20 protein-coding genes and 1 pseudogene are annotated in these 12,080 nt (G+C 40.1%); 8 read left to right on the top strand and 13 right to left on the bottom strand.

What is annotated here, in order from left to right:
- The 7 genes and pseudogenes from H6G48_RS27465 to H6G48_RS11400 form a co-directional block, all read left to right on the top strand.
- Positions 1–848: pseudogene (locus H6G48_RS27465) on the top strand (RNA-guided endonuclease InsQ/TnpB family protein); the annotation flags it as partial.
- A gap of 10 nt (positions 849–858) precedes the next feature.
- Entirely contained in the window at positions 859–1,224 is a 366-nt protein-coding gene (locus H6G48_RS11425) for a hypothetical protein (RefSeq protein ID WP_190721790.1), read from the top strand.
- 146 nt (positions 1,225–1,370) lie between these two features.
- Positions 1,371–1,643 (top strand): transposase, encoded by a 273-nt coding sequence (locus H6G48_RS11420; protein WP_190721788.1) that lies wholly within the window; start codon positions 1,371–1,373, stop codon positions 1,641–1,643.
- A gap of 265 nt (positions 1,644–1,908) precedes the next feature.
- Positions 1,909–3,627 (top strand): ABC1 kinase family protein, encoded by a 1,719-nt coding sequence (locus H6G48_RS11415; RefSeq protein ID WP_190721785.1) that lies wholly within the window; start codon positions 1,909–1,911, stop codon positions 3,625–3,627.
- Positions 3,628–3,663: 36 nt separating this feature from the next.
- Entirely contained in the window at positions 3,664–4,041 is a 378-nt protein-coding gene (locus tag H6G48_RS11410; RefSeq protein WP_002734118.1) for a hypothetical protein, read from the top strand.
- Between the two features lie 129 nt (positions 4,042–4,170).
- Positions 4,171–5,508 carry an anthranilate synthase component I gene (locus H6G48_RS11405; RefSeq protein ID WP_190721783.1) on the top strand — a complete coding sequence of 446 codons (1,338 nt, stop codon included), beginning with the start codon at positions 4,171–4,173 and terminating at the stop codon, positions 5,506–5,508.
- Positions 5,509–5,614: 106 nt separating this feature from the next.
- Positions 5,615–6,580 carry a permease gene (locus H6G48_RS11400; protein ID WP_190721781.1) on the top strand — a complete coding sequence of 322 codons (966 nt, stop codon included), beginning with the start codon at positions 5,615–5,617 and terminating at the stop codon, positions 6,578–6,580.
- 535 nt (positions 6,581–7,115) lie between these two features.
- Here the strand turns inward: H6G48_RS11400 and H6G48_RS11395 are convergent.
- The 12 genes from H6G48_RS11395 to H6G48_RS11340 form a co-directional block, all read right to left on the bottom strand.
- Positions 7,116–7,244: a tetratricopeptide repeat protein gene (locus tag H6G48_RS11395; RefSeq protein WP_190721779.1), complete on the bottom strand. Its 129-nt coding sequence runs from the start codon at positions 7,242–7,244 to the stop codon at positions 7,116–7,118.
- Positions 7,223–7,636, bottom strand: coding sequence for a type II toxin-antitoxin system VapC family toxin (locus H6G48_RS11390; protein WP_190721777.1), 414 nt, complete (start codon positions 7,634–7,636; stop codon positions 7,223–7,225). The genes H6G48_RS11395 and H6G48_RS11390 overlap by 22 nt, the downstream gene beginning before the upstream one ends.
- Positions 7,633–7,854 (bottom strand): hypothetical protein, encoded by a 222-nt coding sequence (locus H6G48_RS11385; RefSeq protein ID WP_190721774.1) that lies wholly within the window; start codon positions 7,852–7,854, stop codon positions 7,633–7,635. The genes H6G48_RS11390 and H6G48_RS11385 overlap by 4 nt, the downstream gene beginning before the upstream one ends.
- A gap of 58 nt (positions 7,855–7,912) precedes the next feature.
- Positions 7,913–8,086 carry a hypothetical protein gene (locus H6G48_RS11380; protein WP_190721772.1) on the bottom strand — a complete coding sequence of 58 codons (174 nt, stop codon included), beginning with the start codon at positions 8,084–8,086 and terminating at the stop codon, positions 7,913–7,915.
- 55 nt (positions 8,087–8,141) lie between these two features.
- Positions 8,142–8,396 carry a type II toxin-antitoxin system RelE family toxin gene (locus H6G48_RS11375; RefSeq protein ID WP_002780219.1) on the bottom strand — a complete coding sequence of 85 codons (255 nt, stop codon included), beginning with the start codon at positions 8,394–8,396 and terminating at the stop codon, positions 8,142–8,144.
- Positions 8,396–8,659, bottom strand: a complete 264-nt coding sequence (locus H6G48_RS11370) for a type II toxin-antitoxin system Phd/YefM family antitoxin (RefSeq protein ID WP_002762167.1) — start codon at positions 8,657–8,659, stop codon at positions 8,396–8,398. Before H6G48_RS11370 ends, H6G48_RS11375 begins: the two co-directional genes overlap by 1 nt.
- 743 nt (positions 8,660–9,402) lie before the next feature.
- Positions 9,403–9,531: a tetratricopeptide repeat protein gene (locus tag H6G48_RS11365; RefSeq protein ID WP_190721779.1), complete on the bottom strand. Its 129-nt coding sequence runs from the start codon at positions 9,529–9,531 to the stop codon at positions 9,403–9,405.
- Positions 9,510–9,923 (bottom strand): type II toxin-antitoxin system VapC family toxin, encoded by a 414-nt coding sequence (locus H6G48_RS11360; protein ID WP_190721777.1) that lies wholly within the window; start codon positions 9,921–9,923, stop codon positions 9,510–9,512. Before H6G48_RS11360 ends, H6G48_RS11365 begins: the two co-directional genes overlap by 22 nt.
- Entirely contained in the window at positions 9,920–10,141 is a 222-nt protein-coding gene (locus tag H6G48_RS11355) for a hypothetical protein (RefSeq protein ID WP_190721774.1), read from the bottom strand. Before H6G48_RS11355 ends, H6G48_RS11360 begins: the two co-directional genes overlap by 4 nt.
- A 58-nt stretch (positions 10,142–10,199) precedes the next feature.
- Positions 10,200–10,373 carry a hypothetical protein gene (locus H6G48_RS11350; protein ID WP_190721772.1) on the bottom strand — a complete coding sequence of 58 codons (174 nt, stop codon included), beginning with the start codon at positions 10,371–10,373 and terminating at the stop codon, positions 10,200–10,202.
- A 55-nt stretch (positions 10,374–10,428) separates the two neighbouring features.
- Entirely contained in the window at positions 10,429–10,683 is a 255-nt protein-coding gene (locus H6G48_RS11345; RefSeq protein WP_002780219.1) for a type II toxin-antitoxin system RelE family toxin, read from the bottom strand.
- A complete protein-coding gene (locus tag H6G48_RS11340; protein WP_002762167.1) occupies positions 10,683–10,946 on the bottom strand; it encodes a type II toxin-antitoxin system Phd/YefM family antitoxin in 264 nt (87 codons plus the stop codon). Before H6G48_RS11340 ends, H6G48_RS11345 begins: the two co-directional genes overlap by 1 nt.
- Before the next feature lie 490 nt (positions 10,947–11,436).
- Here H6G48_RS11340 and H6G48_RS11335 point away from each other — a divergent pair, with 490 nt between their 5' ends.
- On the top strand, positions 11,437–11,574 hold the full coding sequence (locus H6G48_RS11335; protein ID WP_190721770.1) for a hypothetical protein: 138 nt from the start codon (positions 11,437–11,439) through the stop codon (positions 11,572–11,574).
- Between the two features lie 72 nt (positions 11,575–11,646).
- On the opposite strand, the gene H6G48_RS11330 is transcribed toward H6G48_RS11335, so the two are convergent.
- A partial coding sequence (locus H6G48_RS11330) for a tetratricopeptide repeat protein (RefSeq protein ID WP_190721767.1) occupies positions 11,647–12,080 on the bottom strand: 434 nt, incomplete at its 5' end.

The following is a 12,080-nucleotide window of genomic DNA, read 5'->3' as shown; positions in this document are numbered from 1 at the left end:
AGGCAATACCGTAGAAAATCTCCGTTATTTAAGCAAGTCAGAAAAACGACTGAAAAAAGCACAAAGGAGATTATCAAAACGATTTCGTCAAGGAAAGAAACAGTCTAATAACTATCACAAGCAACGGATAAAAGTGGCTAGGCTTCACCTTAAAGTGTCAAGACAACGTCAAGACAAAGCAATTAAAGATGCTTTGGCGGCTCTTCTGGTTTCTGTGTGGAAACGAGGTCTATACTGATAGAATATCCGCAAAATAGTCCTAAAAGTCTTGCCCAGTAAGCATTTCACGATTCCATAAGCAAAAATTATCACACAAAGTCGAGAAGAGCCCTTTGGCGTTAGTCCAGTCTAATGCTCTGGTAGTCTATGAAGCTTTAAAGATAAGAAACTTAGTCAAAAACCGTAAGCTGGCCCAGTCGATTAGTGATGCTTCTTGGTATCAATTCACTGAATGGTTTGAATTTTTTGCCAAGATTTATCGGATTGTTTGTGTTGCTGTACCACCTCATTTCACGACTCAAGATTGTTCAGTTTGTGGGACGAGAGTTCAAAAAACATTAAGCACTAGAACTCATCAGTGTTCTAACTGTAAAACAGTCTTAGATAGGGATCATAACGCAGCAGTAAATATTCTTAAAAAAGGGTTGAAATATTTGGGAAATCATCTCAACGGTACTGTTGGGCAAACAGAAACCGACCCAAACCCCCCCGATGTCGGGGGGCAAGGGGGGGGGGAGAGTCCGGCAAGAAAGATTTTCAGTGGAGACATTGAGAATTTAAGTTGTCTCGTTGAACAAGGAATTTACGATAGTGATAGGTCAAGAATCCCCCGTCACAGCGTAGCTTGACGGTGGGAGTATGTCAAAAGAAGTCGCCAAAAAATTGACGGATGAACCTAGAAGCTATAGTAGCCGGCAACTGTGCGAATTCTTAAAAGAAACGAAAAACATCGAGTTAAGCGAAAGAAAAATCAGAAGAATCTTCAAAAAAAATTATTCGTGGACAAGAACAAGACCCTCGGCAAAAGAGAAAAGTAATCGAGAAATCAAAACGTTGAAGATAGCGGACTTGGAAATGCTTGAATTGGCGGCGGCGGCTGGGGAGAGATGTTTAAAATACTTGGATGAATCGGGATTTAGCCTTTGGTCGTCAGTGGTGTATACATGGATGAGAATTGGAGAACAAAAGAAAATAGAACAGGGAAAAAGAAAGGGAAAAGGTTAAATGTAGGCGGTCTGTTAGAACTGGGACAGAGTTTCGAGTCTGGAATGACTTTCAATAGTTTCAAGAGTGAACAGTATATTCAAATCCTAAATTGGCAAGCATAACAAGCAGAAAATCGCTTAAAAGAAACGGGAAAAATTACGGTAGTGGGACAAGATCAAGGTTCAAGCCATGTCAGTAAAATTAGTAGAGAACAGTATACAAAATGGGAAGAAAAGGGATTATATATCTTTTGGCTACCGAGTTGTTCTCCCGAACTGAATCGTATCGAAAATGAGTGGGAAAGAATTAAAGAAGATGAACTGGCAGGAAGAATGTTCGGGGACGAGTACGAGTTGGCGATGGCAGTGATAGAGGCGAAAGCCAACTTAGCGCAATTGTTGATCGAAGCAACAAAATCGCCCATGAAGCTGATATAGACCCGAGTTATGGCATTGGCAGTCGCTGGAATATCGATGAAAATCTCGTTAATGATGCCGTTACCTTTATAGAACAGCTTGTTGAAAATATCCATCAGGTACTTGAGGACATCCACTAGCCGAGAATTTACCCAGCAGTCCAGCCATAAATACTTATGATTTCTCAGGGAATTATAACAATTATTAAATAATGTGTAGTTTTGTATACTGATGCCAAGAACTTAGCTACAATATCAAGTGGCGTAAGATATATAGAGATTAGCTTGTGAGTCGGCATCAAGACAGTCAAACTGACCGGAAACGAGAAGAAACACAGTTCACTCCTTACAGTGCAGAAGCGATCGCTCAACAATACCGTTACAAACCTTGGCAATTGTTCGGTCGCACTTTCGTGATTATTTGGTCTTTAGGATTATTTCTCCTCAGTCTCCTCTGGGACAAATGGACAAAGCAAGAAGAAGCCAATAAATACCGGCGTGCCAGCGAACTTAGGCAAATTCTCACCTGTTTAGGTCCCACCTTCATCAAAGTCGGTCAAGCTCTCTCTACCCGTCCCGACCTCGTTCGCAGAGACTTTTTAGACGAATTAGTTAAACTGCAAGACCAACTTCCCCCCTTCGATAACGACATTGCTTTTGCCATTATCGAGACAGAATTGGGAATGTCCGTAGAAAAAGCCTATCGAGAAATATCCCCCACCCCTGTGGCTGCCGCTAGTTTAGGACAGGTTTACAAAGCGATACTCCCCACCGGTGAAGAAGTAGCCGTTAAAGTGCAACGGCCCGGGCTGCGGGCGCTTTTAAGCCTCGATTTATACCTAATGCGCTGGGCCGCCCAAAAATTCGGTCGTTTATTACCCCTCAATCTCGGCCACGACCTCACCCTGATTGTCGATGAATTCGGCACCAAACTCTTTGAGGAAATCGACTATCAAAACGAAGGTCGCAACGCTGAAAAATTCGCCACCAACTTCCAAAATAACCCCGAAGTTAAAGTTCCCAGTATCTACTGGCGTTATAGTGGTCGCCGCGTCCTCACCCTAGAATGGATTGATGGCTATAAACTCACCGATACCGAGAACATCAAAGCTTTAGGATTAGACCCCAATAATATCGTTAAAATCGGCGTAACCTCCGGATTACAGCAACTCCTCGAACACGGCTTTTTCCACGCTGATCCCCACCCGGGTAATCTTTTCGCCACTTTTGATGGTCGCATGGCCTATATCGATTTTGGCATGATGGACCAGTTAGAGGCGGAAACTAAAGAAACCCTCGCTAGTTGCGTCGTCGATTTAATTAACAAAGACTACGAAAACCTGGCCAGCAACTTTGTCAAACTGGGATTTTTAACCCCAGAAACGGATATAAAACCAATTATTCCCGCCCTAGAACGGGTTTTAGGCAATGCCATCGGTCAAAGGGTCGGTGACTTCAATTTCCGCACCATTACCGATGATTTCTCCGAATTGATGTACGAGTATCCCTTCCGGATTCCCGCCAAATTCGCCCTGATTATTCGTTCCCTCGTCACCCAAGAAGGGGCAGCCCTCACCCTCGATCCTAACTTCAAAATCGTCCAAGTGGCCTATCCCTACGTCGCTAAACGTCTCCTGACCGGGGAATCGCCGCAACTGCGCCGGCGTTTACTGGATGTCCTGTTCAAAGACGGTAAATTCCAGTGGCAACGCCTAGAAAACATGATTACAATGGCTCGCTCGGAAAGTAACTTCGATTTACTGCCCACCGCGCAATTAGGCATCACTTTTCTTCTCTCGGAAGAAGGTCGTTATCTGCGTCGTCAATTGCTATTAGCTTTAACGGAAGATGACCGTCTCCATACTGCCGAAGTGCAACGTCTCTGGGGTTTAATTCAAGGAGAATTGCAACCGCGGCGACTCCTGGATGTGGCCATGAGCGCTTTTCGGGAATTATCGTCCCAAGGTGTGGCCGCTGTCCTTCCGCGAGAAACCAGTTCGCGTTAAAGTGTTTAAGGTCATCATCGGTTAATCACTTTTTCTATGGATTATTATTTTCTGCCCCAACCGCCCTATTTTCTAGTTTTTGCCGGTTTATTTATCGGTATTACCTGCGGGGCTGCTTTTGAAGCTAGTCTCAAGCAAGTGGTTAACAATTGGTATAAAAATAAGGGTTCAGACGATCAAAATCTTTTAAAATCTAGTTCCTTACAAATTCCTTTTATCGGTATTTGTGTAGGAATCTGTCTTTTCCTTGCCTCGGGATTAGATATATTTATTCTCAATGGTTGGGTTGCCTACGCTATCTCTCTCCCCATGACTATCTTTATCGGTGGTTTGGTTTGGAGTCAGTTAGGGGAATTATTAGGCCAATTACAGCGCGGCGGTTCTAAAGAAATTGACCTCGATTATCGGGGATAATTAGGAGACAGCCAACATTTAGGACTAAGAGAATAGGTGTTAGCAGATAGGAAAGATCAACTACCCCACAACTAACACCAAACCCTTATTTATACCCAATTTACCAGCTATTTTGGCCCGCGATTTTAGATGCAAAAACCTTTAGCATGGCATTGGCGATCGCTTCCTCTGCATCAGCGCACCGGTTCCGAGGTTTTTGCCTGCTTATTCTCTCAAGATGCGATCGCTACTTTACTAGAAAGTCCCTATCCGGGTAATTCCCTCTCCCGTTACTCTCTTTGTGCTGGTTCCCCGCGTCAGCTTTGGACTCCCGCACTAGGGGAAATTTTGCCCTTTTTAAGCAGTTTACTCCCCCAAACTCGATCTGATGTTCTTCCCGATCATCTTCCTTTCCATGGCGGTTGGTTGGGGTGGTTAGGCTACGATTTAGCTTGGGAAATAGAAAAATTACCCGACAGGAAAGCTGATACTCTCCCTTTTCCCGTCGCTTATTGGTATGAACCGGATAGTTTTGCCATTCTCGATCACCAAGCACAAATTCTCTGGTTAGCTGCCAGCAAACCCGAAGATTTAGATAAATACGAACAATCTTTAAGCAATCAACCGGATTTTGAGTTTATCGATCCTCGTCCCTCTCCCTTAATCTTTTATACTTCTCAACTCGACTACGAAAAAGCTGTTAAAAAAGCCTTAGATCATATCAGAAAAGGCGATATTTTTCAAGCAAATTTATCCCTAAGATTTCAAAGCACAACTAGGGCAAAAGGATGGCAAATTTATCGCAGTTTACAACAGATTAACCCTTCTCCTTTTGCCAGTTATTGGCGCACTCCTTGGGGCGAAATGATTAGTTGTTCTCCCGAAAGATTGGTGAAATTAGAAAGAGGAATAGCCAGCACTAGACCGATCGCTGGAACTCGTCCCCGGGGTAAAACTGAGGCACTCGATCGACAATTGGCCGAGGAACTATTAACTAATAAAAAAGAACGCGCCGAGCATATTATGCTAGTGGATCTAGAACGTAATGATCTCGGTAGAGTTTGTGAATGGGGATCGGTTGATGTTGATGAATTACTGACGATCGAGCGTTATAGTCACGTTATGCACTTGGTCAGTAATGTTCAAGGAAAATTAGACAAAAAGTATCATGCTATTGATTTAATTAAAGCTCTTTTCCCCGGGGGAACAATTACCGGTTGTCCGAAAGTTCGTTGTCTAGAAATTATCGAAGAATTGGAACCGGTGCGACGCAATTTATTCTATGGTTCCTGTGGCTATATTGACCTACGGGGTCATTTAGATTTGAATATTCTCATCCGTACCCTATTAATGACTGCTCAAGGGGATTTAAACACAGTTTGGGGACAAGTGGGAGCGGGAATAGTTGCCGATAGCGATCCCGAAAAAGAATGGTTAGAATCCCTTCATAAAGCTGAGGCACAATTAATCGCTTTACGTTCTTTTTAATTTTTGATTTCAACAAACTAACCTATTGTTGCATCTAAAACCGCTCTTTTTACTTTTTACCTTATCTGCTATTTTGTAGGATAGCTTCCGATCTTGAACCCTATTCATGAATCAAATTTCTATCGCTGTTACTTTTTTTCTTAGTTTAGTCTTGACCTCCCTTCCCTTTTTACTTTTGGGGGCAGCCGTTTCCAGTTTTTTGCTGGTTTTCGTCAATAAACAGCGATTAGCGGCGATATTTCCCCGTAATCGACTGTTAGGAGCGATCGTTGGCAGTGCCATCGGATTAATCCTACCCGTCGGACAATACGGCACGATTCCCGTCGCTAGAAGATTCTTATTAGAGGGAGTACCCCCAGGGGTGGTGTTTAGCTTTCTCACCGCTGCACCTACCCTAAATATCGTCACTCTTTGGCTAACTTGGCAGACTTTCAGCTATTCTAGTATTTTCTTCTATCGATCGCTTTCGGTCTGGTTAATGGCAATTGTTATCGGCACTCTCTTTAGTTTCTATCGGGAAAAACCCCGCACCGATAGCGAAATTCCCCTAGAATCGAGTTTGGTTCTTTCCGGGAGTTTTTTACCAGAGGAAGCAGCCAGTCAACCCCTGCAAAGAGTCGGCAGTCTTGTTTATGAGTATAAAACTAGAGATAGGCAAGCTTGGCCAATTTCTGTGCAGTTATTTCTCGATAACTTTATCGATGAAGCACTGGAATTAGGGGGATTATTAATTATTGGCTGTGCGATATCTAGTGTCTTTCAGCTATTATTACCTCAGCGTCAATTAATTGCCTGGGGGAATACTCCCGCTACTCAAATTCTCGTGCAGTTGTTTTTTGGTGTCACTCTCGCTGTTAATGCTAGTCTTAGCACTTTTGTCCCCGGTTCTTTAATTACTAATCTGTCCGTGGGTTCCACTCTAGCTTTTTTACTGGTCGCTTCCCTCATTGATATTAAAGCTTTTATCCTCCTCCTATCAGCTTTCCGTCCTAAAATCGTCCTTTATTTCGGAATTTTATGCCTGTTAATGACGTTTTTAGTGGCTCTGATCCTCGGTTTTTATCTAGTTTGAATTCCTTCTGGGTCAGAAAAATTTTCTCTTGACAAAGGCGACTTGACATGATACTGTATTCATAATGGAAAATCCGTGCGTATACAAACCCTCTTTTCCAACGGTCTTAACTATGATTGGTTCATTCAATCAATCTTCATCTCTAATCCACTCTTAACTAGGTCCCTAATCATAGTCCATCATTAAATCATTCCAATCACTGTCGATGGTGGTGGGTTAGGACGGATTGTTAGCTTGAACCCACATTCCGCACCCTTGGTTTTACTTATCACAGTCCATCAGATGATTACATCAACCACCGTCGATGGTGGTGGGTTAGGACGGATTGTTAGCTTGAACCCACATTCCGCACCCTAGGTTTTTCTGGATGTTGTTAAATTTTCTCTTGACAAAAGCCTCTTGACATGATACTATATTCATAATGGGAAATCCGTGCGTCTACAAACCCTCTTTTCCAAAGCATTTAAACTCTAATTCATCTTAATTCTGCTTCGGGTAATTGGGATAACATCATCAGATAGTTCTGATAAAAGGTTTAGGTATGGGGATGATTTTCCCCTAATCCTTCTCTGAAAATATTAATCGCTTCTAGATAGAGAGGTTCCGCTTCTGAGTACCTGCCTTGGCAATAGTACAATAGTGCTAGGTTGTTGAGAGATACCAATTTTCATAACTAAGATTGGGAATATTTTGAAAATGCTTAATGTTAGCTGTAATCAGAGTATAATCGCAATAAATAGCAGTCGCAGCAATAAACAAATCAATCGGGGTAATGAGTTGTCCTTTTATTCTAAGATTAACGTATATTTGAGTAGCTATATCACTAATTTCACGATCATAAGCAATTACTTCACTGACTTCGACAAGACGTTCAAATTGTTGTTGTTGATTTCGGGCATCTTTATACAATAAACCACTTTTAATCTCGTAATAGGTAAAGATTGAAAATGATACATAAGTATAGTGTTGTCGATAGATGCGGAATTGTTCAATTACTGTGGGATTGCCTCGTAAAAAATAAGAGAGGATATTGGTATCAAGTAATGCTTGTTTCATAAGTCATTGATCCGTTTTAAATCGAGTTGACGATTAGCTTCTGCTTCTTCGACAATCTCTTCCATAGTATTTTCTATATCTGCTGCCATACCAGCAAATTCCATAAAGTCAACGTCTGGATGTTTGGTTTTTATAGATTGGACAAAATTCAGGATTTCCGGCAGCAGAGAAATGGGAGTTGTTTCAATTTCTTTAATAAGTTGTTCTTTGAGTGTCATAGCTTTATCAGTTATCAGTTATCAGTTATCAGTCATTAATTCAATTATAGTCCATCATTCAATCATTCCAATCATAGTCGATGATTGGTGGTGGGTTAGGACGGATTGTTAGCTTGAACCCACTAGGTAATAGGTGTAGGGGTAATTCATGAATTACCCCTACAATAACGTTTTTCTGGATGTTGTCAAATTTTCTCTTGACAAAGGCGACTTGACATGATACTATATTCATAATGGAAAATCCGTGCGTCTACAAACCCTCTTTTCATGAATTTTCAGGGTCTAGTTTATTCGCCATAATGGGTTTTAGCACGATGAATATAGATTAACTTCTGTTCATCATTAATGGTGTAAAGTATTCTATCTTGGTAACTTAAGCGAATTGAATAGAAACCCGTTAAATCTCCTACTAATTTTTTGCCACTATAGGGAGAAATACTCAGGGTATCTTGGATAATTGATTTCAGTTTTTTCTTAAGTTTAGGGGTTAGCTTATCAACATCTTTTTTAGCTTCTTTGGTAAATCTGACTTCATAAACCATTAATCAATGTCTCCCAACACTTCCTCGAAAGAATAGGTTTCATTTTCATTAATTTGCTGTAGAGATAGTTGTAAGCTTTCTCTTAAATCGGGAATAGAGAGTAATTCGATGGTTTCTTGTAAACTTTCATAGTTTTTTTGGGAAATCAAAATTACAGAATCCTCCTGATTCTCAATGGCATAAATTTTGTTATCTTCCGTAACCGATTTAACGAGACTTGGTAAATCGGTTTGAGCATCGGCTATTTTAATTTTTTTGATCATAATTAATCCTTTTTTTGATGATGAAATAATAAAAATTATTGTAGGGATTTAACAATCTCTCCTAATCACAGTCCAGACAGCATCCTCCTATAATTATCCATCATTGTAGTCATCATTCAATCATTCCAATCACTGTCAATGGTGGTGGTGCGTTACTGGACTAGGTAATTAGGTGTAGGGGTAATTCATGAATTACCCCTACAATAACGTTTTTCTGGATGTTGTTAAATTTTCTCTTGACAAAAGCCTCTTGACAGGATACTATATTCATAATGGAAAATCCGTGCGTATACAAACCCTCTTTTCCAACGGTCTTAACTATGATTGGTTCATTCAATCAATCTTCATCTCTAATCCACTCTTAACTAGGTCCCTAATCATAGTCCATCATTCAATCATTCCAATCACTGTCAATGGTGGTGGGTTAGGACGGATTGTTAGCTTGAACCCACATTCCGCACCCTTGGTTTTACTTATCACAGTCCATCAGATGATTACATCAACCACCGTCGATGGTGGTGGGTTAGGACGGATTGTTAGCTTGAACCCACATTCCGCACCCTAGGTTTTTCTGGATGTTGTTAAATTTTCTCTTGACAAAAGCCTCTTGACATGATACTATATTCATAATGGGAAATCCGTGCGTCTACAAACCCTCTTTTCCAAAGCATTTAAACTCTAATTCATCTTAATTCTGCTTCGGGTAATTGGGATAACATCATCAGATAGTTCTGATAAAAGGTTTAGGTATGGGGATGATTTTCCCCTAATCCTTCTCTGAAAATATTAATCGCTTCTAGATAGAGAGGTTCCGCTTCTGAGTACCTGCCTTGGCAATAGTACAATAGTGCTAGGTTGTTGAGAGATACCAATTTTCATAACTAAGATTGGGAATATTTTGAAAATGCTTAATGTTAGCTGTAATCAGAGTATAATCGCAATAAATAGCAGTCGCAGCAATAAACAAATCAATCGGGGTAATGAGTTGTCCTTTTATTCTAAGATTAACGTATATTTGAGTAGCTATATCACTAATTTCACGATCATAAGCAATTACTTCACTGACTTCGACAAGACGTTCAAATTGTTGTTGTTGATTTCGGGCATCTTTATACAATAAACCACTTTTAATCTCGTAATAGGTAAAGATTGAAAATGATACATAAGTATAGTGTTGTCGATAGATGCGGAATTGTTCAATTACTGTGGGATTGCCTCGTAAAAAATAAGAGAGGATATTGGTATCAAGTAATGCTTGTTTCATAAGTCATTGATCCGTTTTAAATCGAGTTGACGATTAGCTTCTGCTTCTTCGACAATCTCTTCCATAGTATTTTCTATATCTGCTGCCATACCAGCAAATTCCATAAAGTCAACGTCTGGATGTTTGGTTTTTATAGATTGGACAAAATTCAGGATTTCCGGCAGCAGAGAAATGGGAGTTGTTTCAATTTCTTTAATAAGTTGTTCTTTGAGTGTCATAGCTTTATCAGTTATCAGTTATCAGTTATCAGTCATTAATTCAATTATAGTCCATCATTCAATCATTCCAATCATAGTCGATGATTGGTGGTGGGTTAGGACGGATTGTTAGCTTGAACCCACTAGGTAATAGGTGTAGGGGTAATTCATGAATTACCCCTACAATAACGTTTTTCTGGATGTTGTCAAATTTTCTCTTGACAAAGGCGACTTGACATGATACTATATTCATAATGGAAAATCCGTGCGTCTACAAACCCTCTTTTCATGAATTTTCAGGGTCTAGTTTATTCGCCATAATGGGTTTTAGCACGATGAATATAGATTAACTTCTGTTCATCATTAATGGTGTAAAGTATTCTATCTTGGTAACTTAAGCGAATTGAATAGAAACCCGTTAAATCTCCTACTAATTTTTTGCCACTATAGGGAGAAATACTCAGGGTATCTTGGATAATTGATTTCAGTTTTTTCTTAAGTTTAGGGGTTAGCTTATCAACATCTTTTTTAGCTTCTTTGGTAAATCTGACTTCATAAACCATTAATCAATGTCTCCCAACACTTCCTCGAAAGAATAGGTTTCATTTTCATTAATTTGCTGTAGAGATAGTTGTAAGCTTTCTCTTAAATCGGGAATAGAGAGTAATTCGATGGTTTCTTGTAAACTTTCATAGTTTTTTTGGGAAATCAAAATTACAGAATCCTCCTGATTCTCAATGGCATAAATTTTGTTATCTTCCGTAACCGATTTAACGAGACTTGGTAAATCGGTTTGAGCATCGGCTATTTTAATTTTTTTGATCATAATTAATCCTTTTTTTGATGATGAAATAATAAAAATTATTGTAGGGATTTAACAATCTCTCCTAATCACAGTCCAGACAGCATCCTCCTATAATTATCCATCATTGTAGTCATCATTCAATCATTCCAATCACTGTCAATGGTGGTGGTGCGTTACTGGACTAGGTAATTAGGTGTAGGGGTAATTCATGAATTACCCCTACAATAACGTTTTTCTGGATGTTGTTAAATTTTCTCTTGACAAAAGCCTCTTGACAGGATACTATATTCATAATGGAAAATCCGTGCGTATACAAACCCTCTTTTCCAACGGTCTTAACTATGATTGGTTCATTCAATCAATCTTCATCTCCAATCCACTCTTAACTAGGTCCCTAATCATAGTCCATCATTAAATCATTCCAATCACTGTCGATGGTGGTGCGTTACGACGGATTGTTAGCTTGAACCCACATTCCGCACCCTTGGTTTTACTTATCACAGTCCATCAGATGATTACATCAATCACTGTCGATGGTGGTGGGTTAGGACGGATTGTTAGCTTGAAGTTAAAGCAGAAATTTTGGCCGTCTAACGTACCCTACATTATCTGGATGTTGTCAAATTTTCTCTTGACAAAGGCGACTTGACATGATATTATATTCATAATGGAAAAGCCGTGCGCCTACGAACCCTATTTTCCTAAGCATTTAAACTCTGACTCATCTTAATTCTGCCTGCCGGAGTTGCGACAACATAGTTTTATAGTTCTCCATAATTGTTTGGGTATGGGGATGATTTTCCCCTAATACTTGGGTAGCAATCTTAATCGCTTCTCGATAGAGAGGTTCCGCTTCTGTGTACCTGCCTTGGTAACAGTACAATGCTGCTAAATTGTTGAGGGAACTTGCCACATGGGGATGATTGTCTCCTAAGAGTCGTTTTCTCAAATCTAATGCTTCTAGATAGAGAGGTTCCGCTTCTGTGTACCTGCCTTGGGATTCGTACAATGCTGCTAAATTGTTGAGGGAACTTGCCACATGGGGATGATTGTCTCCTAAGAGTCGTTTTCTCAAATCTAATGCTTCTAGAAGGAGAGGTTCCGCTTCTGAGTATCTGCCTTGAGAATGGTACAAGTGTGCTAAATTGTTGAGGG

Origin of the sequence: Microcystis flos-aquae FACHB-1344 (genome assembly GCF_014698375.1) — a bacterium.
GTDB classification, from domain to species: domain Bacteria; phylum Cyanobacteriota; class Cyanobacteriia; order Cyanobacteriales; family Microcystaceae; genus Microcystis; species Microcystis aeruginosa.
Note: the sequence above shows the minus strand (reverse complement) of the source record. Positions and strands in the feature narration are given on the sequence as shown.